Here is a 23,547-nt window from a genome sequence, read left to right on the forward strand (position 1 = left end):
CACTCACGACGTGCCCGAGGGCGCCGACCGCACCCCGGCCCGTGCGGCCGCTGAGGCCGGCTCGGACAACCTGCCGGCCACCACGGAGCCGACCGCTGAGGTCGTCAGCGTCCGCAAGGGCATGTTCGGCGTGTCCGGGCCCGGCGACACCTCCGGCTACAACGGTCTGGTCCGCACCGTCGTCATGCCCGGGCCGAGCACGCGCCCGTACGGGGACTGGTTCGACGAGGCGGCGGACGTGCTCGCCGAGGTGCTCGGCGAGGACGGCGGGCCGGGGTGGGACGCCGCGATCGAGAAGGTCGTCGTGGACCGGGGCGAGATGACGCTGTACGTGCGTCGGCAGCACCTGCTCGCGGTGGCCCGTGCGCTGCGCGACGACCCGGACCTGCGCTTCGAGATGTGCATGGGGGTCTCCGGCGTCCACTTCCCCGAGGACGCCGGGCGCGAGCTGCACGCCGTCTACCCGCTGCTGTCCCTGACCCACAACCGGCGGCTGCGGCTCGAGGTCGTCTGCCCGGACGACGACCCGCACATCCCGTCACTGGTGTCGGTGTGGCCGGGCAACGACTGGCACGAGCGCGAGGCGTGGGACTTCTTCGGCATCGTCTTCGACGGTCACCCGGCCCTGGCCCGGATCGAGATGCCCGACGACTGGCCCGGGCACCCGCAGCGCAAGGACTACCCGCTCGGCGGGATCCCGGTGGAGTACAAGGGCGCCACCATCCCGCCGCCGGACACCCGGAGGTCGTACCGATGAGCACCGCACCCGGCGGGACGCCGACGAGTCCACGGGACCCGTACGCCACCGGCCCGGCCGACGAGGGCGAGGGCCTGCCGTCGTTCACCGTCGAGGGTGGCGACTGGGACGAGTTCGCCGCCGAGGCCTCGGCGCTCCAGGAGGAGCGCATCGTCGTCAACATGGGGCCCCAGCACCCCTCGACGCACGGGGTGCTGCGCCTGATCCTCGAGATCGAGGGCGAGACGGTCACCGAGGCCCGGTGCGGCGTCGGCTACCTGCACACCGGTATCGAGAAGAACATGGAGTACCGGAACTGGACGCAGGGCGTCACGTTCTGCACCCGGATGGACTACCTGACGCCGATGCACCAGGAGGCCGTCTACTGCCTGGGCATCGAGCGGCTGCTCGGCATCGAGGACGACGTTCCGGAGCGTGCCCAGGTCATCCGGGTGATGATGCAGGAGCTCACCCGGATCTCCAGCCACCTCGTCGCCGTCGCCACCGGTGGCCTGGAGCTCGGCGCGACGACCGTCATGACCAACGGGTTCGGCACCCGGGAGTACGTGCTCAAGGTGATCGAGCTGATCACCGGCCTGCGGATGAACAACGCCTACATCCGTCCCGGCGGGGTCGCCCAGGACATCCCCCCGGGCGCGCTGGACAGCATCCGCGAGGCCGTCCCGCTCATCGACCGCGGGATCCGGGACCTCGAGCGGCTCACGCTGGAGAACCCCATCCTCAAGGCCCGGATGCAGGGCGTCGGCTACCTCGACCTGGCCGGCTGCGTGGCGCTGGGCGTCACCGGCCCGATCCTGCGCGCCACCGGGCTGCCCCAGGACCTGCGCCGTACGCAGCCCTACCTGGGCTACGAGACCTACGACTTCGACGTCGTCACGTGGGACACCGCTGACGCCTACGGCCGGTTCCGGATCCGGATCGCGGAGATGCGCGAGTCGCTGCGGATCGTGGAGCAGTGCGCCGACCGGCTGCAGGAGATGGCCCCCGGCCCGGTCATGGTCGGCGACAAGAAGATCGCCTGGCCGGCCCAGCTCGCGATCGGCGGCGACGGGATGGGCAACAGCCTCGACCACATCCGGCACATCATGGGTACGTCGATGGAGGCGCTCATCCACCACTTCAAGCTCGTCACCGAGGGCTTCCGGGTGCCGGCCGGGCAGGTCTACCAGGCGGTCGAGTCCGCCAAGGGCGAGCTCGGCGTCCACCTCGTCAGCGACGGGGGCACTCGACCTTACCGGGCGCACTTCCGCGACCCGTCGTTCAACAACCTGCAGGCGGTGGCCGCGATGTGCGAGGGCGGGCAGCTGGCCGACGTCATCGTCGCCGTCGCCTCGATCGACCCGGTGATGGGTGGTGTCGACCGCTGATGGCCTACGACGTCCCGACGCGCGAGCGGCTGGTCGCCGACATGCGTCAGATCATGTCCCGGTACCCGCAGGAGCGCTCCGCGCTGCTGCCGATGCTGCACCTGGTGCAGGCCGAGGAGGGCTACGTCAGCCCAGACGGGATCGCGCTGTGCGCCGAGCTGCTCGGCCTCACCGCGGCCGAGGTGTCCGCCGTCGCCACCTTCTACACGCAGTACAAGCGGCACCCGAACGGCGAGTACACCGTCGGGGTCTGCACGAACACCCTGTGCGCCGTGCTGGGCGGCGACGCGATCTACGAGGCGCTCTCCGAGCACCTCGGCGTCGGGCACGACGAGACGACCGAGGACGGCTCGATCACCCTTGAGCGGATCGAGTGCAACGCGGCCTGCGACTACGCGCCGGTGATGATGGTCAACTGGGAGTTCTTCGACCGGCAGACCCCGGAGTCGGCCCGGGACGTCGTCGACCGGCTGCGCGCCGGGCAGGACGTGGCACCGACCCGCGGCGCCGCCAAGGTCTGCACGTTCAAGGAGGTCTCCCGGGTACTGGCCGGGTTCCCCGACGGGCGCGCCGACGAGGGCGTCGGCGCCGGTGACGCGACGCTGCGCGGCAACGTCGTGGCCCGCCAGCAGGGGTGGACGCCGGAGCGCGGCGTGCCCGCCGGCGGCGGGCGTGACGGCGCGGCCGGTGGTGGCCCCGCCCTGGCGGCCGGCCAGCAGCCGCCGCGTGAGCGCAGCAGCGCTCACGACGCCCCCACGGTCCCGGCCGGCGAGGACGACCGGGGCGGGGCTCCGGCCGGCAAGCCGTCCGGTGACACCACCGCCGGGCCGCAGGACGAGGCGACCGGCACAGAGCCCGCCGAGGGCACGAGCGAGGAGGGCTGAGATGGCGACGCAACTCACCCCGGTGCTGTCCCGTACCTGGGACGTCGAGCGGTCCTGGACCCTGGAGACCTACGAGCGCCACGACGGCTACTCCGCGCTGCGGACGGCGCTCACCCGCTCTCCGGAGGACCTCGTCCAGCTGGTCAAGGACTCCGGGCTCCGCGGCCGCGGCGGCGCCGGCTTCCCGACCGGGATGAAGTGGGGCTTCCTGCCCAAGCCCGACGGCGGACCGCGGTACCTCGTCGTCAACGCCGACGAGTCCGAGCCGGGCACGTGCAAGGACGTGCCGCTGATGATGGCCTCGCCGCACCTGCTCATCGAGGGCGCGATCATCACGTCCTACGCCATCGGCTGCCACCACGCCTTCATCTACCTGCGCGGGGAGGTCGTGCACGTCTACCGGCGGCTGATGCACGCCGTCGAGGAGGCCTACGCCAAGGGCTACCTCGGCAGGAACGTGCTCGGCAGCGGCTTCGACCTCGACATCACCGTGCACGCCGGTGCCGGCGCCTACATCTGCGGTGAGGAGACGGCGCTGCTCGACTCCCTCGAGGGCCGCCGGGGCCAGCCCCGGCTCAAGCCGCCGTTCCCCGCGGTCGCCGGGCTGTACGCGCGGCCGACCGTGGTGAACAACGTGGAGTCGGTCGCCTCGGTGCCCTCGATCGTCGCCCACGGCGCCGACTGGTTCTCCTCGATGGGCACCGAGAAGTCGACCGGTTTCGGGCTGTTCTCGCTGTCCGGCCACGTCACCCACCCCGGCCAGTACGAGGCCCCGCTCGGCGTCACCCTGCGTGAGCTGCTCGACATGGCCGGCGGCGTCCGGGAGGGCCACCGGCTGAAGTTCTGGACCCCCGGTGGGTCGTCCACGCCGATCTTCACCGAGGAGCACCTCGACGTCCCGCTCGACTTCGAGGGGGTGGCGGGGGCCGGCTCGATGCTCGGCACCCGGGCCCTGCAGATCTTCGACGAGACCACGTGCGTCGTGCGCGCCGTCCTGCGCTGGACCGAGTTCTACGCCCACGAGTCCTGCGGCAAGTGCACCCCGTGCCGCGAGGGCACGTTCTGGATGAAGCAGGTGCTGCGTCGCCTGGAGGCCGGGCAGGGCACCGAGCAGGACCTCGACAACCTCCTCGACCAGTGCGACAACATCCTCGGCCGCGCGTTCTGCGCGCTCGGCGACGGCGCGACGTCGCCGGTGACGTCGAGCATCCAGCACTTCCGCGAGGAGTACCTCCGCCACCTCCCGGGGCCAGGGAACCCTCACGGCGGCTGCCCCTTCGACCCGGTCGCCGCCACCGTCTTCGCCGGAGCTGACGCCTGATGACCTCCACCACCGGTACGCCGCGGACCGACCAGCCGGTCGAGACGGTCAGCGCCGTCATCGACGGCATGGAGGTCAGTGCGCCCAAGGGGACGCTGATCATTCGTGCCGCCGAGACCCTCGGGGTGGCCATCCCGCGGTTCTGCGACCACCCGCTGCTCGACCCGGTCGCGGCCTGTCGGCAGTGTCTCGTCGAGGTGGCCACGCCCGGCCCCGACGGCTCCCTGCGGCCGATGCCGAAGCCGCAGCCGTCCTGCGCGATCGAGCTCACCGAGGGGATGGTGGTCAAGACCCAGGTCACCTCCCCGGTCGCGGACAAGGCGCAGCAGGGGCAGCTCGAGTTCCTGCTGATCAACCACCCGCTGGACTGCCCCGTCTGCGACAAGGGCGGGGAGTGCCCGCTGCAGAACCAGGCGATGAGCAACGGCCGCCCGGAGACCCGGTTCGTCGACGTCAAGCGCACCTTCCCCAAGCCGATCCGGATCTCCAGCCAGGTGCTGCTGGACCGGGAACGCTGCGTCCTGTGCCAGCGCTGCACGAGGTTTGCCAAGGAGATCGCCGGGGACCCGTTCATCGAGCTGCAGGAGCGCGGCGCCCAGCAGCAGATCGGCACGTTCTCCCCGGCCGTGCTCGGCATCCACGTCCCCGACGAGTCCGTGCTCGACCAGGCGGGTGAGCCGTTCGCCAGCTACTTCTCCGGCAACACCATCCAGATCTGTCCCGTCGGTGCGCTGACGTCGGCCGCCTACCGGTTCCGGGCCCGCCCGTTCGACCTCGTCTCCTCGCCGTCGGTGTGCGAGCACTGCGCCTCCGGCTGCGCCCTGCGCGTCGACCACCGCCGGGGCACGGTGCTGCGCCGACTGGCCGGGGAGGACCCGGCGGTCAACGAGGAGTGGAACTGCGACAAGGGGCGGTTCGCCTTCACCTGGCAGACCGCCGCCGACCGGGTCACCACCCCGATGGTCCGGGACGCCGACACCGGCCAGCTCGTGCCGGCCTCCTGGAGCGAGGCGCTCGACGTGGCCGCCCGGGGACTGACCGCCGCACGGGACGCCGCCGCCGACGCCGCCGGGCAGCCCGCTGGGGTCGGGGTGCTCGTCGGCGGCCGTGCCACCGTCGAGGACGCGTACGCCTACGCCAAGTTCGCCCGCCTCGCCCTGGGCACGAACGACGTCGACTTCCGCGCCCGGCCGCACTCGGCCGAGGAGGCCGACGTGCTCGCCGCACGGGTCGCGGGCGCCGGCATGCCGGTCACCTACGCCGACCTCGAGCGGGCGCCCGCCGTGCTGCTCGTCGCGTTCGAGCCCGAGGAGGAGTCGCCGATCGTCTTCCTGCGACTCCGCAAGGCGGTCCGCAAGCACGGCCTGCAGGTGGCCGCGGTCGCGCCGATGGCCACCCGGGGGCTGACCAAGCTGTCCGGGGCCCTCGTCGAGGCCGCCCCCGGCACCGAGCCGTCGGTGCTCCGGGCACTCGCCGCGTCGGCGCCAGAGGTCGCCGAGACCGCCGAGCTGCTGCGCCGTCCCGGCGCGGTCGTCCTCGTCGGGGAGCGGCTCGCCGCCGTCCCCGGCGGGCTCACCGCGGCCGCCGCCCTGGCCGACGCCACCGGCGCCGCCCTGGCCTGGGTGCCGCGCCGGGCCGGGGAGCGCGGCGCACTGGAGGCCGGCGCCCTGCCGACGCTGCTGCCGGGGGGGCGGCCGGTCGCCGACCCCGAGGCTCGCGTCGACACCGCCGCCGCCTGGGGCACGCCCGTCTCGCTGCCGGACGCCCCCGGCCGGGACACCACCGCCATGCTCGCCGCCGCGGCGTCCGGTGAGCTCGGCGCGCTCGTCGTCGGCGGCGTCGACCCGGTCGACCTGCCCGACCCCGAGCTGGCCCTCACCGCCCTGGGCCGGGTGCCGTTCCTCGTCAGCCTCGAGGTCCGGCTGTCCGCGGTGACCGACCGGGCCGACGTCGTCCTGCCGGTCGCCCCGGTCGCCGAGAAGTCCGGCACCTTCCTCAGCTGGGAGGGCCGCTGGCGGATGTTCGAGCGCACCCTGCAGTCCCGCGCGCTGCCGGACCTGCGGGTGCTCGACGAGCTGGCCGCCGCCATGGGTGTCGACCTCGGCACGCCCACCGTCGAGGCCGTCCGTGGCGAGCTCGCCGAGCTCGGCGCCTGGGAGGGCGGCCGCCTCGCCGCCGCCCCCGCCGAGCCCGTCCGCCCGCCCGAACCGGCCCCGGGAGAGGCCGTGCTGGCCACCTGGCACCTGCTGCTGGACGCCGGACGCCTCCAGGACGGCGAGCCGTTCCTGGCCGGCACCGCCCAGCGGGCCCACGCCCGGCTGTCCGCGGCCACCGCGGCGGAGGCCGGTGTGGACGACGGCGGCCTGGTCGAGGTCGCCACCGACGCCGGCGCCGTCCGCCTGCCGGTGGTCGTCACGGCGATGCCCGACCGGGTCGTCTGGCTGCCGACCAACTCACCAGGCAGCTCCGTGCACGCGACGCTGCGTGCGGGCGCCGGGTCCGTCGTGCGCGTCGCGGCCGTCCCGGCCGACGCCGTCGAGGAGGTGCAGGCGTGAACCTGCTGGCGTCCACCGCGGTCCCGTCCGCGGACTTCAGCAACGACAACGGGTGGGTCATCTTCGGGAAGATCCTCTTCGTCTTCGTCTTCCTCGTCGTCAACGTCGTCATCGTGATCTGGGCCGAGCGCCGGATCATCGGGCGGATGCAGCTGCGGCTCGGGCCGAACCGGACCGGCCCCTTCGGCATCCTGCAGAGCATCGCGGACGGCGCGAAGCTCATGTTCAAGGAGGACTTCGCTCCTCGCGGCGCGGACCGCTGGGTGTACCTGCTCGCACCGGCGCTGTCGGCGACCCCCGCGTTCCTCGCGTTCGCCGTCATCCCGCTCGGGCCCGAGGTGCGGATCCCGTTCACCGACATCGTCACCCCGCTCCAGCTCACCGACCTGCCGGTCGCAGTGCTCTACGTCCTGGCCATCGGGTCGATCGGCGTGTACGGGCTGGTGCTGGCCGGCTGGTCCTCCGGGTCCACCTACCCGCTGCTCGGTGGGGTCCGGTCCACCGCCCAGGTGATCAGCTACGAGCTGGCGATGGGCCTGTCCCTGGTCAGCGTCTTCATCGTCGCCGGGTCCATGTCGACGTCCCAGATCGTCGCCTCCCAGGCCAACCTGTGGTGGGCGGTCACCCTGCTGCCGGCGTTCGTGATCTACGTCGTGTCGATGGTCGGGGAGACCAACCGGCTGCCGTTCGACCTGCCCGAGGCCGAGGGTGAGCTCGTCGGCGGCTTCCACACCGAGTACGCCGGGATGAAGTTCGCGATGTTCTTCCTCGCCGAGTACATCAACATGTTCACCGTCTCGGCGCTGGCGACGACCCTCTTCCTCGGCGGCTGGCAGGCCCCGTGGCCGCTCGGCGGCCCGATCTGGCCGGGTGCCAACGAGGGCTGGTGGCCGCTGCTGTGGTTCACGGCCAAGCTGTGGCTGTTCATCTTCTTCTTCATCTGGCTGCGCGGCTCCCTGCCCCGGATGCGCTACGACCAGTTCATGAAGCTCGGGTGGAAGGTGCTCATCCCCTCGGCGCTGGCCTGGGTCGTCGCCGTCGCCGTGCTCCAGGGCGTGCGCCAGTTCACCGACGTCAGCCTCAGCACCGTCCTGTGGGTCATCGTCGGCGTCGCCGCCGTGTTCGTCGCCGCGAGCTTCCTGTGGCCCAGCCCGCAGGAGGAGGACGCCGGCCCGCCGCAGGGCGAGTTCGACCCGTTCGCCGGCGGCCACCCGGTGCCCCCGCTGCCGGGCCAGCAGCTCCCCGCCTCACCACGGCGGATGCGCCAGACCGCCGTCGTCGGCTCCACCACCACGTCGGACACCCCGACCCCGTCCGAGGAGGACACCCGTGGCTGAGTCCAAGGACCTGCGCCGTCGCGAGGACGACGACGACCGCCAGGGCGGCTTTCTCTCCGAGCTGCTCGCCCCGGTCGCCGGCTTCGGCGTCAGCCTCGGCAACATGTTCCGGAAGGTCGAGACCCAGCAGTACCCGGAGGAGAAGGTCCCGACCCAGCCGAGGTTCCACGGTCGCCACCAGCTCAACCGGCACCCCGACGGGCTGGAGAAGTGCATCGGCTGCGAGCTGTGCGCCTGGGCCTGCCCGGCCGACGCCATCTACGTCGAGGGCGCCGACAACACCGAGGAGGCCCGGTTCTCACCGGGTGAGCGGTACGGCCGCGTGTACCAGATCAACTACCTGCGCTGCATCTTCTGCGGTCTGTGCATCGAGGCCTGCCCCACCCGTGCGCTGACCATGACGAACGAGTACGAGCTGGCCGGCCCCAGCCGGGTCGGCCTCATCTACGAGAAGCAGGACCTGCTCGCCCCGATGCAGCCGGGGATGCTCGCGCCGCCGCACCCGATGGTCCCGGGCACCGACGAGCAGAGCTACTACCGCGGTGAGGTCACCGGCGCGGTACCGGAGCAGGAGCAGTGGGTCCGCCAGCGGTCGGCCGCTGCGGCCGCGCACGGCGAGGAGGCCCGATGAGTCCCGCCAGCCTGCTCACCGCGCCGGCGCTCGCCCAGGTGCCGCTCGACCCGGCGACCCAGGCGCACCTCGGCACCGGGGAGACGGTGCTGTTCTGGGTGCTCGCGCCGCTCATGGTGATCGCCGCCCTGGGGCTGCTCTTCGCCAAGAAGGCCGTGCACGCCGCGCTCATGCTCGTGTTCGTGATGATCTCCCTGGCGGTGCTGTACGCGGCGCAGGAGGCGCCGTTCCTCTTCGTCACCCAGATCATCGTCTACACCGGCGCGGTGATGATCCTCTTCCTCTTCGTGCTCATGCTCGTCGGGGTCGACTCCTCGGACTCGCTCGTCGAGACCATCCGAGGGCACCGGGTGCCGTCCTTCCTGGCCGGTATCGGGCTCGCGGTCGTGCTCGTCGCCGGAGTCACCGGCAGCGGGCTGCTCGGCACCGAGGTGCGTGATGCGCCGCTGCCGGTCGGCCTCGCCGAGGCCAACGCCGACGGCAACCCGGTCGGCATCGCCCGGCTGGTGTTCTCCGACTTCGTCATCGCCTTCGAGCTGACCGGTGCGCTGCTCGTCACCGCCGCGCTGGGCGCCGTCCTGCTCACCCACCGGCCGCGGCTCACCCCGCGGGTGACCCAGCGCGAGCTCGCGGCGCGCCGGGTCCGTGAGGGCACCCAGGTCACGCCGCTGCCCGCCCCAGGTGTGTTCGCCCGGCACAACGGGGTGGACATCCCGGCGCTGCTGCCCGACGGCACCCCCAGCGAGCTGTCGGTCTCCCGGGTGCTGCGGGCCCGCGGCCAGACGACGTCGCCGCTGCGGTTCCGGGACGACGTCCGGGTCATCGAGGCGGAGATCGGGCCGGACCACCGCCGCGGCGTCACCGGCTCGCAGTTCCCGACCGACGAGGCCGGCGACGCCAGCACGGAGGTGTCCGACGCCGACCAGGAGCCCGGGACGCCGCAGGGGCGGCAGGACGGAGCGGACCGATGACCATCACCAGCTACATCGCGCTGTCCGCGCTGCTGTTCGCCATCGGCGCGACGACCGTGCTGGTGCGCCGCAACGCGATCGTCGTGTTCATGGGCGTCGAGCTCATGCTCAACGCCACCAACCTCGCGTTCGTCACCTTCGCCCGGATGACCGGCGACCTGTCCGGCCAGGTCATCGCCTTCTTCGTCATGGTGGTGGCCGCCGCCGAGGTGGTCGTCGGGCTGGCCATCATCGTCACGATCTTCCGGACCCGCCGGTCGGCGTCCGTCGACGACGCCAACCTGCTGAAGTACTAGAGACGGACCGAGGAGCGAAAGCCTGTGATCACCGCCTCTGCTGCCGCGGCCGACGTGCTGCCGGCGACCGGCCTGCAGTCCGCCGCGTGGCTGCTCGTCGCGCTGCCGCTGCTCGGTGCCGCCGTGCTCCTGCTCGGTGGTCGTCGCACCGACCGGTGGGGCCACTGGTTCGCCGTCGCGCTGAGCTGGGCCTCCTTCGCCGTCGGGGCGGCCGTGTTCGTCGCCATGCTCGGCTCGCCGGCGCAGGAGCGGGCCCGTTCGGTCCACCTGTTCGAGTGGGTGCCGGCCGGGGCGTTCACCCTGGACGCCGGGCTGCTCGTCGACCAGCTGTCGATGACCTTCGTCCTGCTCGTCACCTTCGTCGGCTCCCTCATCCACGTGTACTCGGTCGCGTACATGGAGCACGACCCCGACCGGCGCCGGTTCTTCGCCTACCTCAACTTCTTCGTCGCGGCGATGCTGCTGCTCGTGCTGGCCGACAGCTACCTGCTGCTGTTCGTCGGCTGGGAGGGCGTGGGGCTCGCGTCCTACCTGCTCATCGGGTTCTGGAACCACAACCCGGCGTACGCGGCGGCCGCCAAGAAGGCGTTCCTCGTCAACCGGGTCGGCGACTTCGGCATGCTCATCGCGATCTTCGCGATGTTCGCCGCGTTCGGCGCGGTCGACTTCGGCACGGTCCTCGGTGGCGCCGGTCAGGCCTCCGAGGGGCTGCTCACCCTCATCGGCCTCATGCTGCTGCTCGCCGCCGCCGGCAAGTCGGCGCAGTTCCCGCTGCAGTCCTGGCTGGGTGACGCGATGGCCGGTCCGACGCCGGTGTCCGCGCTCATCCACGCGGCGACGATGGTGACCGCGGGCGTCTACCTCGTCGTCCGCTCCGGTCCCATCTACGAGGGTGCGCCGACCGCCCAGCTCGTCGTCGTGGTCGTGGGCGCCATCACCCTCGTGTACGGGGCGGTCGTCGGTATGGCCAAGGACGACATCAAGAAGGCGCTGGCGGCCTCGACGATGTCGCAGATCGGCTACATGATGCTCGCCGCCGGGCTCGGCCCGGTCGGCTACGTCTACGCGATCTTCCACCTGGTCACCCACGGCTTCTTCAAGGCCGGGATGTTCCTCGGCGCCGGCTCCGTCATGCACGGCATGGACGACCAGGTCGACATGCGCCGCTTCGGAGAGCTCGCCGGTCAGATGCGGACGACGTGGCTCACTTTCGGCGCCGGCTGGCTGGCGATCATCGGGTTCCCGTTCCTGTCCGGCTTCTGGAGCAAGGACCGGATCATCGAGGCCGCGTTCGTCGGCGAGGGCTGGCGGCCGTGGGTGTTCGGGACCGTGACCCTGCTCACCGCCGGGCTCACCGCCTTCTACATGTCCCGGCTGTTCTTCATGACCTTCCACGGCCGACGTCGGTGGGACCCCCAGCAGCACCCGCACGAGTCACCGGCGCTGATGACCGTGCCGATGGTCGTGCTCGCGATCGGCTCGGTCGCCCTCGGTGGGCTGCTCGTCGTCGGTGGGGCGTTCACCTCGTGGCTGGAGCCGGCGGTCGGCTACGACCACGAGGCCCACCCGGTGCTGCCGGTCCCGGTCATCACCGGTCTGACGCTGCTGCTGGTCGCCGTCGGCACCTTCCTCGCCTGGCGCCAGTACGCGGCGTCCGAGGTCCCGGTCACCGCGCCCCGCGGCTCCCTGGCCACCCGCGCCGCCCGGCGCGACCTGTTCCAGGACGACGTCAACGAGGCGGTGTTCATGCGCCCGGGCCAGTACCTCACCCGCTCGCTCGTGTTCGTCGACAGCCGTGGTGTCGACGGAGCGGTCGACGGGGTCGCCTCCGCGGTCGGGGGCGTGGCCAACCGGTTGCGGCGCCTGCAGACCGGGTTCGTCCGCTCCTACGCCGCCTCGATGCTCGGTGGCGTCGTACTCGTCCTGCTGATGCTCCTGGTGGTGAGGTGACGTGCTGAGCTCCGGCTTCCCCTGGCTCACGACGGCGGGACTGATCCCGCTCGTCGGGGCGCTCGTGCTCTGGCTGCTGCCGGCCTCCGCCCGCCGGCTTGCCAGGCCCCTCGCGCTCGGCGTGTCCCTGCTGACGCTCCTCGTCGTCGTCGCGATGGCGCTGACGTTCGACGTCGCCGCGGCCGGCACCCACCAGTTCACCGAGACGTACCCGTGGATCCCCCAGCTCGGCGTGTCCTACGCCCTCGGCATCGACGGCATCGGGCTGACGATGATCGCGCTCGCCGCGGTCCTCACCCCCGTCGTCGTCCTCGCCGGCTGGCACGACGCGGGCACCGACCCCGCCCGGACGCGGACGTTCTTCGCCCTGCTGCTGCTGGTGGAGACGATGATGATCGGGGTCTTCGCGGCCCGCGACGTCTTCCTCTTCTACGTGCTGTTCGAGGCGATGCTCATCCCGGTGTACTTCCTCATCGGGATGTTCGGTGGACCGCAGCGGCGGTACGCCGCGGTGAAGTTCCTCCTGTACAGCCTGCTCGGCGGGCTGCTCATGCTGGTCGCCGTCATCGCCCTGTACCTGTCCGGCCCCCGTGGTCCCGAGGGCTTCCTGGTGGAGAACCTCGTCGGCCTCGACCACGGGGAGACCGCCGGCCGGCTGATGTTCCTCGGCTTCTTCATCGCGTTCGCCATCAAGGCGCCGATGTGGCCGGTGCACACCTGGCTGCCGGACGCCGCGGGCCAGGCGCCGCCCGGGACCTCGGTGCTGCTCGTCGGCGTCCTGGACAAGGTCGGCACGTTCGGGATGCTGACCCTGCTGCTGCCGCTGTTCCCGCAGGAGAGCCGGTGGGCCGCCCCGGCGATCGCCGTCCTGGCGGTGATCTCGATCCTCTACGGCGCTCTCGTCGCCATCGGGCAGACGGACATGATGCGGCTCATCGCCTACACGTCGGTGTCGCACTTCGGGTTCATCGTGCTCGGCATCTTCGCGATGACCTCGACCGCGCAGAACGGCGCGGCCCTGTACATGGTCAACCACGGGTTCACCACCGCCGCGCTGTTCCTCATCATGGGGATGCTCGTGGCCAGGCGCGGCACCGCCCGGATCGCCGACTACGGCGGCGTCCAGCGGGTCGCGCCGGTCATCGCCGGCACGTTCCTCGTCGCGGGCCTGTCCAGCCTGGCGCTGCCCGGCCTGTCGAGCTTCGTCAGCGAGTTCCTCGTGCTCGCCGGCACCTACGCCCGCTGGCAGTGGGCTGCGGTGGTCGCCGCCCTCGGCGTCATCCTCGCCGCCGTCTACATCCTGCTGCCCTACCAGCGGATGTTCACCGGGCCGGCGACCGAGCCGGTCAAGGCGCTGCCCGACATGCGGGCCCGCGAGGCCTGGGTGGTCGCCCCGCTGCTCGCCATCATCGTCGCGCTCGGCGTGTACCCCAAGCCCGTCCTCGACGTCCTCGACCCCGCCGTGCAGCGGACCATGCAGGAGGTCGGCGTGACCGACCCCGAGCCGACCGTGCCCGGTGCCGCCACTGCTGGAAGGGATGACCAGTGAACGTCCTCGCCGCGCAGGTGACCACGTTCACCCCGCCGGAGATCGACTGGGCCGCGCTGGCGCCGGCGCTCATCGTTCTCGGTGCCGGGGTCCTCGGCGTGCTCGTCGAGGCGCTGGCCCCGCGGCGCGGTCGGCGCGTCGTCCAGCTGGCCGTGGCCGTCGTCGCGCTGGCGGCCGCGGTGGTCGTCGTCGCCCTGCGGTGGGACACCGTCGGCCAGGACCTGGTCGGCGGCTCGGCGCTGTTCGACCACCGGATCAGCCTCTTCCTCACCGGCACGCTGCTCGTCCTCGGCCTCACCGCGGTGCTCACGGTCGCCGAGCGCGGGGACAGCGGGGACGCCTTCGCCCCGCAGGCGGCGTCCGTGCCCGGCTCGGACTACGAGGAGGCCGCCCGGCGGGCGGGACTGCAGACCACCGAGGTCTTCCCGCTGATGATGTTCGCCCTCGGCGGCATGATCATCTTTGCCACGGCGGCCGACCTGCTGACGATGTTCGTGGCCCTCGAGCTGCTGTCGCTGCCGCTGTACGTGCTCGCCGGCCTCGCCCGGCGGCGCCGGCTGCTCTCCCAGGAGGCGTCCGTCAAGTACTTCCTGCTGGGAGCGTTCTCCTCCGGGCTGTTCATCTACGGCGCCGCGCTCATCTACGGGACGACCGGCACGGTCTCCCTGCCGGGCATGCTGGCCCGGATGTCCCAGGGCGGGGCGACCCAGCTGCTCGCGGACCCGCAGGGCGCGCCGAGCCTCATGCTCGTCACCGGCATCGTCCTGGTGCTGTCCGGTCTGCTGTTCAAGGTCGGCGCCGTGCCGTTCCACGCCTGGACGCCCGACGTCTACACCGGCGCCCCGACCCCGGTCACCGGGTTCATGGCCGCCGCCACCAAGGTCGCCGCGTTCGGCGCGATCCTCCACCTGCTGTTCTACGCCCTGCCCATCCCCGTGCTCGAGGACTACTGGGGGCTCGTCGTGGCGGTGATCTCCGCCGCAACGATGATCGTCGGTGGTGTGGTCGCCGTCGTGCAGACCGATATCAAGCGGATGCTGGCGTACTCGTCCATCGCGCACGCCGGGTTCATCCTCACCGCCATGGCCACGTCGACGGTGGCCGGCGCCCGCGAGCTGTCCATCACCGGCGTGCTGTTCTACCTGCTGGCCTACGGCTTCATGACCCTTGGCGCCTTCGCCGTCATCTCGCTGGTCCGCGAGCGGGACGCCGCCGACAACGTCACCGGTGAGGCCACCCACCTGTCCCAGTGGGCCGGATTGGCCCGCCGCGCCCCGGTGCTGGCCGCGGTGTTCACGCTGTTCCTCCTGGCGATGGCGGGGATCCCGCTGACCAGCGGGTTCACCGGCAAGTACGCGGTGTTCCTCGCCGCCGTGGAGGGCGGGTACGCCTGGCTCGCCGTCCTCGGGGTCCTCGTCAGCGTCGTCACCGCGTTCTTCTACGTCCGGGTGATCGTGCTCATGTACTTCTCGCCGCCCCCGGCGACGCCGACCGCGGTCGCTCTGCCCAGTCCCCTGATGGGTGCGGCCATCGCGATCGGTGCCGCGGTCACCCTCGTACTCGGCGTGCTGCCTGCACCCGTGCTCGACCTGGCGGCCAGCACCCTGGCGCTGCCGTGAGCGGAGCCCCCTCCGCCCGCGCGGGGACGGTGGACGGCGTCTGGGACGTCCCGGCGGCGGACCCTGTGCTGGCCGAGGACATCACCACCAGGCTGCTTGAGGTGGAGTCCCGGCTGCTCGACGCCGTCGCGCACACCGACGAGCTCGCCGACTCCGTGTCCCGGCACCTCGTCCAGGCGGGGGGCAAGCGGGTGCGACCGATGCTGGCGCTGCTCGCCTCCCACCTCGGGGACCCCACTCGCCCGGAGGTCGTCGACGGGGCCGTCGTCGTGGAGCTCACCCACCTGGCGACCCTCTACCACGACGACGTCATGGACTCCGCGCCGGTTCGCCGGGGGGCGCCCGCCGCCCACCAGGTGTGGGGCAACTCCGTCGCCATCCTCACCGGGGACCTGCTGTTCGCCCGTGCCTCGCGGATCGTGGCTGGGCTCGGGCCGCAGGCCGTCCGGGTGCAGGCGGCCACGTTCGAGCGGCTGTGCCTGGGGCAGCTGCACGAGACGGTGGGACCGCGACCCGGCCAGGACCCGGTGGACCACTACCTGCAGGTGCTCGCGGACAAGACCGGCTCGCTCATCGCCACGTCGGGTCGCTTCGGCGCCGAGCTGGCGGGCTGCGGCCGGGACGTCATCGAGGTGATGGTCGCCTACGGGGAGCGGGTCGGTATCGCCTTCCAGCTCGCCGACGACGTCATCGATCTCGCCGGCGCGGACACCGGCAAGACGCCGGGCACCGACCTTCGCGAGGGCGTCCCGACCCTGCCGGTGCTGCTCGTGCGGCGGGCCGCCGAGCGCGGCGAGGCCGCGGCGCGGCGGCTGGTCAAGCGGCTGGACGGCGACCTGTCGGACGACGTGGTCCTCGCGGACGTCGTCCGGGAGCTGCGCGAGCACCCGGCGACGGAGGAGGCCCGGGCCGCCGCCCAGTCCTGGGCGCAGGAGGCGGTCGACGCGCTGGCGCCGCTGCCTGCCGGCGCGGCCCGGGACGCCTTGGAGGCCTTCGCCCGGGGCGTTGCCGACCGCACCCGCTAGACGCGGCCGGGCCCACACCGAGGCAGACCGCGGCGTGGGCCCGGCAGGTCGCTGGCTCAGCGTGTCCGGTACACCTGAACGACGGCCGGCCGCGGGCCCTTGACGTTGTCCGCCCGATAGACGGTCCGGCCGTACGGGAACGTGGACGCCGGCTGCTCCGGAGTGGCCCCGTCGACGTCGCCGGGGTGCTGGACGGCGACGAACACCGACGAGCTCTCGTCGTCGATCACCGGACCGCAGGTCTCCGCACCGGTCGGGACGGCGAGGAACTGCTGCACGTGCCCTCGTTCGGGGCCCTCGACCGGCACCAGGTGCAGCGCGTCGTTGAGGCCCAGGTTGCCCTGCCCGTCGGTGGAGATCCACAGGTTGCCAGTCGAGTCGAACGCGACGTTGTCCGGGCTCGAGATCGGGGAGACCTGCTCCCTGGGGTATCCGGAGAAGTACGTGGTCGGGTCCTGCGGGTCTCCGCAGACCACGACGAGGGACCACGTGAACTCCAGGTCCGTCGCCTCCCGCTCCTGCAGCTCCACCACTTGGCCGTACCGGTTGGGGGTCCGGGGGTTGGCCGGGTCCGCGGTCGTCCTGCCGGCGTTGTTGGTCAGAGCCGCGTAGACGAACCCGTTGCCGGGGTTGCGTTCCACGTCCTCGGGCCGGTCCATCGGCGTCGGCTGGACGACGTCGGCGGCTGCCCGGGTGAACACCAGCACCTCATCCACCGTGAAGCCGGGGACCTTGGACTCTCCGTCCACGACCAGCGGCAGCCACGTGCCGGTGCCGTCGTAGGTCGCCGCCGGGTCCCCCGCCGCCTCGAAACGGGCGACGTACAGGTCGCCCTCCTCGAGCAGGGTCATGTTGTGGCGGCGGGCCGCAGGGCTCGGACCGTCCTGGAACCGGTCGCGGGACACGAACTTGTACAGGTACTCCCCGCCCTCGTCGTCACCCATCACCGCGACCGCGCGGCCGTCGGCGGCGATGCTCACGGTCGCGCCCTCGTGCTTGAAACGTCCCAGAGCGGTGTGCTTGCGAGGTGTCGACGTCGGGTCGCTCGGGTCGAGCTCGACGATCCAGCCGAAGCGGTTGACCTCGTTGGGCTCGTTCGCCAGGTCCCAGCGCGGCTCGACGGCGTCCCAGCCGCGCCCGGTCGAGCTGATCCCGTAGAGGGCGTTGCGCGGGTCGAGGTCGGCGTTGCGCTTGAAGTACCCCTGGAAGTTCTCCTCTCCGGAGAGCACGGTGCCCCAGGGCGTCGTCCCGCCGGCGCAGTTGTTCACCGTGCCCAGGACGGTTGTGCCGCTCGGATCCGCGGACGTCCGCAGGTACGTCGAGCCGGCGGCCGCGCCGGTGAGGCGGAACTCGGTCTGCTGGTGGATCCGGCGTCCGTACCGTGAGCGCGGCACGGGCTCCCACGGCCGGCGGGGGCCACGCCGGGCCACCTCGACCACAGACATGCCGTGCGCGGCCATGGCGATGGCCAGCCGCTCCACGCGCTCCGCCTCGTCGGCCGGGACGCCGGAGAACATGAGGTCGTCGTTGGTGTACTCGTGGTTGACGACCATCAGGGCCCGGTTGCGCCCGGCCAGGGGGATGAACGTGAGGAAGTCGTTGTTGTAGCCGAACTGCTGCTTCTGGGCCTCGGCGCTCTGGTGGTCGAAGTCGAACAGCGGCGCGCCGGCGACCACCGGGTCGCCCCAGGCCATGATCGCCGTCCAGTCGTACCCGGCGGGTACGGTCAGTTCGTCGACGTCCGCGGCAGGAGCGGGGTCCAGTGGGGTGAAGGACAGTCCGCTGCCAGGCCGGGTGGCGACGGGCCCCTGACCGTGACCGGCTGGCGGGGCCGCAGCCGCGGGGACGCCGGTGGCGATGCCACCCAGCACGAGAGCGCCGAGTCCCCCGGCCAGTACCGAACGGCGGGAGAGCGCGGTCTCGGCGACCTCGGCGAAGGTCGGGGAGCTGCTGCGGACGGCGTGAGCGTCCGCGCACTGGTCGGCGCACTTCCAGTGGCAGACGGTCGCGCTGCGGGTGCCCTGGGTGTGGCCGAGCATCCGCAGCAGGCGCCGCGGGGATTCGGGAGCGAGGGTCACAGGAACCTCCGGGATGGCTCGAGCGGACCCGTGCGACGTTAGGAGCCGCACCCACCCCCCGCCAGCGAAAGCCGGATGAACCGGACGTGAAACCTCGGTGCTCTGCGCTGTCTCAGGTCGCCGCAGCCTCGGCCGCACGAGCGAGCCGCGCGCGGGCCCGGCTCGATCGCAGCGTGTCCGCGGTGAGCACGACGAGCGCGGTCCAGACCAGGGCGAAGCCGGCCCACCGGGACGGTGGCATCGTCTCGCGGAAGACGAGCACGCCGATCGTGAACTGCAGCACCGGTGCGAGGTACTGGAGCAGCCCGATGGTCGTCAGTGGCACGCGTCTGGCCGCGGAGGCGAAGAACAGCAGCGGGACCGCCGTGACCAGGCCGGTGGTCACCAGGAGCAGGGCGTGCGACGTCCCCTCGGTGGTGAACGTGCTGCTGCCGGACGCCCCCAGCCACAGCAGGACGACGAGGGCGACCGGGGCGAGGACGGCGGTCTCGACGGTGAGGCTGGTCAGCGCGCCGACGCCGCGGCCGACCCGGTTCTTCACCAGTCCGTAGACGCCGAAGGAGAACGCCAGGGTGAGCGCGATCCACGGTGGTCCGCCGTAGTCGATCGTGAGCACGACGACGGCGACGGCGCCGATGGCGATCGCCACCCACTGCGCCCTGCGGAGCCGCTCACCGAGCACGAGCACGCCCAGCGCCACCGTCACGATCGGGTTGATGAAGTAGCCCAGCGACGCCTGGACGACCTGGCCGGAGTTGACTCCGTAGATGTAGGTCCCCCAGTTCACCGCGATGACGGCGGCGGCGACAGCGAGCATGCCCAGCGCCCGCGGCGAGTGCAGCACCGCCCGGACCTCCCGCCACGTCCGCAGCACGACGACGAGGACCAGGCAGACGGCGAGCGACCACACCACGCGGTGCAGCAGGATCTCGATCGCGCCGGCCGGCCGCAGCAGCGGGAAGTACAGCGGGAAGACCCCCCACAGGAGGTAGGCCGCTGCGCCGTAGAGCGTGCCGCGGTGGACCTCGGATTCATGGGACGTCACGGGCGAACGCTACCCGACCACTCGCCCGTCCCCCTCCTGATCACTCCGCAGCCCCCACCCACCCCCACCCGTGATCATGCAATCCCGCCACCCTTGTTCCCCGCCTCCAAGTCCCCCCGCCCCCCTCGCAGAATGCTGCGTTGGTGGCGCGACACGCCGCGAAAACCGTGCCGAATCCAGCATTTTGCTGGCGGGATTGCACGATCACGAGGGGGCGCGGGTCGAGGGTGGCGGAATTGCATGATCACGAAGAGATGCCGGCCGAGGGTGGCGGGACTGCATGATCACGAAGGGGGGAGTGGATCGTCACCGAGAGGAGGGGACGGTCCAGGTGTCGGAGCCGGCGAGCAGGCGGGCGAGGTCCTCGTCGTCCGCGCCACCACCCGCGGCCCGCCGCGCGTCGTCCACCTGAGCTCGGACGAGGTGGTCGTAGGTCGGTCGCTGGACGGCGCGGAACACCCCGACCGGCACGTGCTGCATCGTCGGGTCGTCCAGCCGGGACAGCGCGAACGCCGCCGTCGGGTCCTCGGCCGCGACGTCGTGGACGACGACGGGCCGGTCACCGGCGTCCGCGGCGTCGACGACCTCGAGCCCGCCGTCCGGGCGGTGGACCACCACCCGCTCGGCCTCCGGTGCGCCGAAGCGCACCTCGCGGCCGTGCTCGAGGTGGATGAGCCGGGCCGTCGACTCCTGCCGGTCCTTGAGCACGTCGAACGCGCCGTCGTTGAAGATCGGGCAGTTCTGGTAGATCTCCACCAGCGCCGTCCCGCGGTGCTCGGCGGCGGCCCGCAGCACCGAGGTGAGGTGCTTGCGGTCGGAGTCCAGGGTGCGGGCGACGAACGTGGCCTCCGCGCCCAGAGCCAGCGAGACCGGGTTGAACGGGGCGTCCACCGAGCCCGCCGGTGTCGACTTGGTGACCTTGCCGATCTCGGACGTCGGGGAGTACTGGCCCTTCGTCAGCCCGTAGATCCGGTTGTTGAACAGCAGGATGGTCAGGTTGACGTTGCGGCGCATCGCGTGGATGAGGTGGTTGCCGCCGATGGACAGCGCGTCGCCGTCGCCGGTGATGACCCACACGTTGAGGTCGGGGCGCGCCGTCGCCAGCCCGGTCGCGATCGCCGGCGCGCGGCCGTGGATCGAGTGCATCCCGAACGTGTCGAGGTAGTAGGGGAAGCGTGAGGAGCAGCCGATGCCGGAGACCGCGACGACGTTCTCCTTGCGGATGCCGAGCTCGGGCAGGAACGACTGGACGGCCGCCAGGATCGCGTAGTCGCCGCAGCCGGGGCACCACCGCACCTCGGAGGCGGAGGTGAAGTCCTTCTTGCCGAGGGAGACACCCTCGGCCAGCCGGGGGACGGCGTCCAGGCCGGTGCGGTGCGCGGGGGTGCCGAGGTCGGTGGTCACGCGGGGACCTCCGTGTCGTGGGCGGGGTCGGGCTGGACCTCCTGGGCGAGCTGCGAGATCGCGTCGACGAGCTCGCCGGAGGTGAACGGCAGCCCGCGTACGCGGTTGTAGCCGACGACGTCGACGAGGTACCGGGCGCGCAGCAGCAGCGCGAGCTGGCCGAGGTTCATCTCGGGCACGAGCACCCGGTCGTAGCGGCGCAGCACGCTGCCGAGGTTGGCCGGGAACGGGTTGAGGTGACGCAGGTGGGCGTGGGCGACGGACAGCCCGCTCTCCCGGGCGGCGCGGACGCCGGCGGCAACCGGTCCGTAGCTGGACCCCCAGCCGAGGACGAGGACGCGCGCGGCGCCGTCCGGGTCGTCGACGTCGAGCGCCGGGACGTCGATGCCGTCGACCTTCGCCCGCCGCAGCCGGACCATCCGGTCGTGGTTGTCCGGGTCGTAGGAGATCTCGCCGGTGACGTCGGCCTTCTCCAGCCCGCCGATGCGGTGCTCGAGCCCGGCGGTGCCGGGCACCGCCCACGGCCGGGCGAGGGTCTGCGGGTCGCGCAGGTAGGGCCGGAACGCCGGGGTGACCCCGTCGTCGGCGAGCCCGTTCGGCGCGGTGGCCTGGTCGGCGTCGATGACGGGGAGGGAGGCGACGTCCGGCACCGCCCACGGTTCGGAGCCGTTGGCGAGGTACCCGTCGGACAGCAGCAGCACCGGCGTCCGGTAGGTCGTCGCGATCCGGACCGCCTCGAACGCGACGTCGAAGCAGTCCGTCGGCGAGGCGGGCGCGACGACCGGGACCGGCGACTCCCCGTTGCGCCCGAACATCGCCTGCAGCAGGTCTGCCTGCTCCGTCTTCGTCGGCAGACCCGTCGACGGGCCGCCGCGCTGGACGTCGACGACGACGAGGGGCAGCTCGAGGGAGACGGCCAGGCCGATCGTCTCGCTCTTGAGGGCCAGACCCGGTCCGGACGTCGTCGTCACCCCGAGGGCGCCGCCGAACGAGGCCCCGAGCGCGGCCCCGACCCCGGCGATCTCGTCCTCGACCTGCATCGTCGTGACGCCGAACCGCTTGAGCCCCGAGAGCGTGTGCAGGATGTCCGAGGCCGGTGTGATCGGGTAGGAGCCGAGGACGAGCGGCAGGCCGGCGCGGTGCGCCGCGGCGACGAGGCCGTAGGCGAGGGCGACGTTCCCGGTGATGTTCCGGTAGGTGCCGGGCTTCGCCGGCGCGGGCGCGACCTGGTAGCGGACGGCGAACGCCTCGGTGGTCTCCCCGAACGCCCACCCTGCCTTGAACGCGGTGAGGTTCGCCTCGAGGATGTCCGGCTTCGTGGCGAACTTCGTCCGCAGGAACCGTTCGGTGCCCTGGGTACCCCGGTCGTACAACCACGACAGCATCCCGAGCGCGAACATGTTCTTCGACCGCTCGGCGTCCTTGCGGGACAGTCCGAACGGCTTCAGCGCCTCGACGGTCATCGAGGTCAGCGGCAGCGCGTGCACCCGGTAGGACTCCAGGCTGCCGTCCTCCACGGGGTTGGTCGCGTACCCGACCTTGGCCAGTGCGCGGGCGCCGAACGCGTCGGAGTCGACGATGACGGTGCCGCCGCGGGGCAGGTCGGCGAGGTTGGCCCGCAGGGCTGCCGGGTTCATCGCGACGAGGACGTCGGGCTCGTCGCCGGGGGTGAGGACGTCGTGGTCGGCGAAGTGCAGCTGGAAGCTCGACACGCCGGGCAGCGTGCCGGCCGGCGCGCGGATCTCCGCGGGGAAGTTCGGCAGCGTGGCCAGGTCGTTGCCCAGGGACGCGGTCTCGGCGGTGAAGCGGTCGCCGGTGAGCTGCATCCCGTCGCCGGAGTCGCCGGCGAACCGGATCACCACGCGCTCGACGCGCTGCACCAGCTTGGTCGTCATGTCCTCGTCAACGTTCCGTCGTCCAGCATTCTGCCTGCTCCACGTCGATGGTAGGTGTTGGACCGGTCACTCGCTCACGGCGTCAGGGTGCCGTCGGCACGGTCGACGAGGTGCGGGGGGACGTCCGGGGCCGATCGCCCACCAGTGATGGTCCTCGTGGGTGATCCCGGAGGGACTCTGCTCAGAAATCCGGGACAGCGGCCGACCATGACGGTGTGATCGTCCCACCGACCGCGAGCGAGGTGCGCTGACAGTGCCACCTGATCGGCCGTCTCCGGCCAGCTCCCCGCAGGGCGGGCTCCGTGCGCCGTTCGAGGACGGGGACCCGCGGCACGGCGAGCGCCTCCTCGACGTCGCCCTCGTCCTGGGGTTCGACGACATGGACGAGGAGGAGATCCGGGCCCGTCGGGACGAGACCCAGACTCGCGAGGACCGGGTGTCGTACGTGCGCCGCCTGCTCCAGGGCCGGCTGGACGTGCTGATCATGGACCGCCAGCGACGGCAGCGGGCCGAGGACGGCGTGTACGGCTCCGGTGCTCGGACGATGCAGGAGCTCGTCGCCTCGTTGGCTCCCGCCCTGGCCGAGACCTCGGCGCGGGTCGCGGAGCGCTCCGTCGGCTCCGTCGAGGCGGTCACGGACTCCGTGGAGGAGTGCGAGGCGGCCGCTCTCGACCCGCGGACCAGCGTGCCGGCATCGCTGTCCGACGAGGGCCTCCAGGCGGCCATCGAGCGGATCACGCAGCTGGAGCGCGGCATCTCTCGCCTGCGGCACAGCCTTCACGAGGTCATCGACGCGGCCAACGCCGAGCTGGACCGCCGGATGGACGAGGTGCGCCTGAACAGGTAGTTCGACGGCGTGCTCG

At 72.1% G+C, this 23,547-nt stretch carries 18 protein-coding genes; 14 read left to right on the plus strand and 4 right to left on the minus strand.

Annotated features, from left to right (window positions below; all coding sequences use genetic code 11):
- Positions 1-10 precede the first annotated feature (10 nt).
- The 13 genes from HJG43_01925 to HJG43_01985 all read left to right on the plus strand — a co-directional run bounded on the left by HJG43_01925 (position 11) and on the right by HJG43_01985 (position 16,262).
- On the plus strand, positions 11-757 hold the full coding sequence (locus tag HJG43_01925; protein ID UER55623.1) for an NADH-quinone oxidoreductase subunit C: 747 nt from the start codon (positions 11-13) through the stop codon (positions 755-757).
- Positions 754-2,124, plus strand: a complete 1,371-nt coding sequence (locus tag HJG43_01930) for an NADH-quinone oxidoreductase subunit D (protein ID UER53516.1) — start codon at positions 754-756, stop codon at positions 2,122-2,124. The genes HJG43_01925 and HJG43_01930 overlap by 4 nt, the downstream gene beginning before the upstream one ends.
- A complete protein-coding gene (nuoE, locus tag HJG43_01935) occupies positions 2,124-3,008 on the plus strand; it encodes an NADH-quinone oxidoreductase subunit NuoE (protein ID UER53517.1) in 885 nt (294 codons plus the stop codon). Before HJG43_01930 ends, nuoE begins: the two co-directional genes overlap by 1 nt.
- Before the next feature lies 1 nt (position 3,009).
- A complete protein-coding gene (gene nuoF, locus HJG43_01940; protein ID UER53518.1) occupies positions 3,010-4,329 on the plus strand; it encodes an NADH-quinone oxidoreductase subunit NuoF in 1,320 nt (439 codons plus the stop codon).
- Complete coding sequence (locus tag HJG43_01945; protein UER53519.1) at positions 4,329-6,884, plus strand: NADH-quinone oxidoreductase subunit G; 2,556 nt, start codon at positions 4,329-4,331, stop codon at positions 6,882-6,884. Before nuoF ends, HJG43_01945 begins: the two co-directional genes overlap by 1 nt.
- A complete protein-coding gene (gene nuoH / locus HJG43_01950) occupies positions 6,881-8,221 on the plus strand; it encodes an NADH-quinone oxidoreductase subunit NuoH (GenBank protein UER53520.1) in 1,341 nt (446 codons plus the stop codon). Before HJG43_01945 ends, nuoH begins: the two co-directional genes overlap by 4 nt.
- Positions 8,214-8,852, plus strand: coding sequence for an NADH-quinone oxidoreductase subunit NuoI (gene nuoI / locus HJG43_01955; GenBank protein UER53521.1), 639 nt, complete (start codon positions 8,214-8,216; stop codon positions 8,850-8,852). Before nuoH ends, nuoI begins: the two co-directional genes overlap by 8 nt.
- Entirely contained in the window at positions 8,849-9,823 is a 975-nt protein-coding gene (locus HJG43_01960; protein ID UER53522.1) for an NADH-quinone oxidoreductase subunit J, read from the plus strand. Before nuoI ends, HJG43_01960 begins: the two co-directional genes overlap by 4 nt.
- Positions 9,820-10,119: an NADH-quinone oxidoreductase subunit NuoK gene (nuoK, locus tag HJG43_01965; protein ID UER53523.1), complete on the plus strand. Its 300-nt coding sequence runs from the start codon at positions 9,820-9,822 to the stop codon at positions 10,117-10,119. The genes HJG43_01960 and nuoK overlap by 4 nt, the downstream gene beginning before the upstream one ends.
- Positions 10,120-10,191: 72 nt before the next feature.
- A complete protein-coding gene (gene nuoL / locus HJG43_01970) occupies positions 10,192-12,069 on the plus strand; it encodes an NADH-quinone oxidoreductase subunit L (GenBank protein ID UER55624.1) in 1,878 nt (625 codons plus the stop codon).
- 4 nt (positions 12,070-12,073) lie between these two features.
- Positions 12,074-13,618, plus strand: coding sequence for an NADH-quinone oxidoreductase subunit M (locus HJG43_01975; protein ID UER55625.1), 1,545 nt, complete (start codon positions 12,074-12,076; stop codon positions 13,616-13,618).
- A 17-nt stretch (positions 13,619-13,635) separates the two neighbouring features.
- Positions 13,636-15,237 (plus strand): NADH-quinone oxidoreductase subunit NuoN, encoded by a 1,602-nt coding sequence (gene nuoN, locus HJG43_01980; protein ID UER55626.1) that lies wholly within the window; start codon positions 13,636-13,638, stop codon positions 15,235-15,237.
- Complete coding sequence (locus HJG43_01985; protein ID UER53524.1) at positions 15,234-16,262, plus strand: polyprenyl synthetase family protein; 1,029 nt, start codon at positions 15,234-15,236, stop codon at positions 16,260-16,262. The genes nuoN and HJG43_01985 overlap by 4 nt, the downstream gene beginning before the upstream one ends.
- Positions 16,263-16,318: 56 nt before the next feature.
- On the opposite strand, the gene HJG43_01990 is transcribed toward HJG43_01985, so the two are convergent.
- The 4 genes from HJG43_01990 to HJG43_02005 form a co-directional block, all read right to left on the minus strand.
- The gene (locus tag HJG43_01990) at positions 16,319-18,301 is read right to left on the minus strand and encodes a PhoX family phosphatase (GenBank protein ID UER55627.1); all 1,983 of its coding nucleotides are present in this window, start codon (positions 18,299-18,301) and stop codon (positions 16,319-16,321) included.
- A gap of 151 nt (positions 18,302-18,452) precedes the next feature.
- Positions 18,453-19,385 carry an EamA family transporter RarD gene (gene rarD, locus HJG43_01995; GenBank protein UER53525.1) on the minus strand — a complete coding sequence of 311 codons (933 nt, stop codon included), beginning with the start codon at positions 19,383-19,385 and terminating at the stop codon, positions 18,453-18,455.
- 306 nt (positions 19,386-19,691) lie between these two features.
- Positions 19,692-20,789 carry a 2-oxoacid:ferredoxin oxidoreductase subunit beta gene (locus HJG43_02000; GenBank protein UER53526.1) on the minus strand — a complete coding sequence of 366 codons (1,098 nt, stop codon included), beginning with the start codon at positions 20,787-20,789 and terminating at the stop codon, positions 19,692-19,694.
- Complete coding sequence (locus HJG43_02005; protein ID UER53527.1) at positions 20,786-22,684, minus strand: 2-oxoacid:acceptor oxidoreductase subunit alpha; 1,899 nt, start codon at positions 22,682-22,684, stop codon at positions 20,786-20,788. The genes HJG43_02000 and HJG43_02005 overlap by 4 nt, the downstream gene beginning before the upstream one ends.
- Positions 22,685-22,937: 253 nt before the next feature.
- Here HJG43_02005 and HJG43_02010 point away from each other — a divergent pair, with 253 nt between their 5' ends.
- Complete coding sequence (locus HJG43_02010) at positions 22,938-23,531, plus strand: hypothetical protein (protein UER53528.1); 594 nt, start codon at positions 22,938-22,940, stop codon at positions 23,529-23,531.
- Positions 23,532-23,547 lie beyond the last annotated feature (16 nt).

It is taken from the genome of Kineosporiaceae bacterium SCSIO 59966 (assembly GCA_020881835.1).
GTDB lineage: Bacteria > Actinomycetota > Actinomycetes > Actinomycetales > SCSIO-59966 > SCSIO-59966.

Coding starts and splice junctions, on each gene's coding strand:
- HJG43_01930 (UER53516.1), top strand. CDS start 754: ATGAGCACCGCACCCGGCGGGACGCCGACGAGTCCACGGGACCCGTAC.
- nuoE (UER53517.1), top strand. CDS start 2,124: ATGGCCTACGACGTCCCGACGCGCGAGCGGCTGGTCGCCGACATGCGT.
- nuoF (UER53518.1), top strand. CDS start 3,010: ATGGCGACGCAACTCACCCCGGTGCTGTCCCGTACCTGGGACGTCGAG.
- HJG43_01945 (UER53519.1), top strand. CDS start 4,329: ATGACCTCCACCACCGGTACGCCGCGGACCGACCAGCCGGTCGAGACG.
- HJG43_01960 (UER53522.1), top strand. CDS start 8,849: ATGAGTCCCGCCAGCCTGCTCACCGCGCCGGCGCTCGCCCAGGTGCCG.
- nuoK (UER53523.1), top strand. CDS start 9,820: ATGACCATCACCAGCTACATCGCGCTGTCCGCGCTGCTGTTCGCCATC.
- HJG43_01990 (UER55627.1), bottom strand. CDS start 18,301: ATGCTCGGCCACACCCAGGGCACCCGCAGCGCGACCGTCTGCCACTGG.
- HJG43_02005 (UER53527.1), bottom strand. CDS start 22,684: ATGACGACCAAGCTGGTGCAGCGCGTCGAGCGCGTGGTGATCCGGTTC.